The sequence below is a fragment of the Clostridium sp. AM25-23AC genome (assembly GCF_003435125.1).
Lineage (GTDB): Bacteria > Bacillota > Clostridia > Lachnospirales > Lachnospiraceae > Pilosibacter > Pilosibacter fragilis.
This window is the reverse complement of the sequence record NZ_QWGI01000086.1, coordinates 1-255: the sequence shown is the minus strand read 5'-3', so window position 1 is coordinate 255 and position 255 is coordinate 1. Positions and strand designations below refer to the sequence as shown.

Annotated in this window: 1 pseudogene; it reads right to left on the bottom strand. The window is 56.1% G+C overall.

Annotated features, from left to right (window positions below):
• A pseudogene (locus DW677_RS19020) lies at nucleotides 1-139 on the bottom strand (gamma-carboxymuconolactone decarboxylase); the annotation flags it as partial.
• Nucleotides 140-255 lie beyond the last annotated feature (116 nt).

Genomic DNA, 255 nt, shown 5'->3' with positions numbered 1-255 from the left:
TTACAATGCTGCGGTCTCGCAGGGAAAGCTTGTCTTCCCTGCTCCACACCTGCCCGAACAGCACATCATCATTCAATTCCGCAAATTTGGGAGCAAATTCCCCCAAAGCCTCTCTGCCTGCCGTTTGTTTAACTGCCATGTCTCACACCTCCTTGCCCATCTGATAGGCTTGCTCCAGCGCAGGATGTCCGGCAATCTCACCCACGCCGTTCACACCGCCTGCAAACACTGTGCCCACCAGCGCACAGCGTGGGA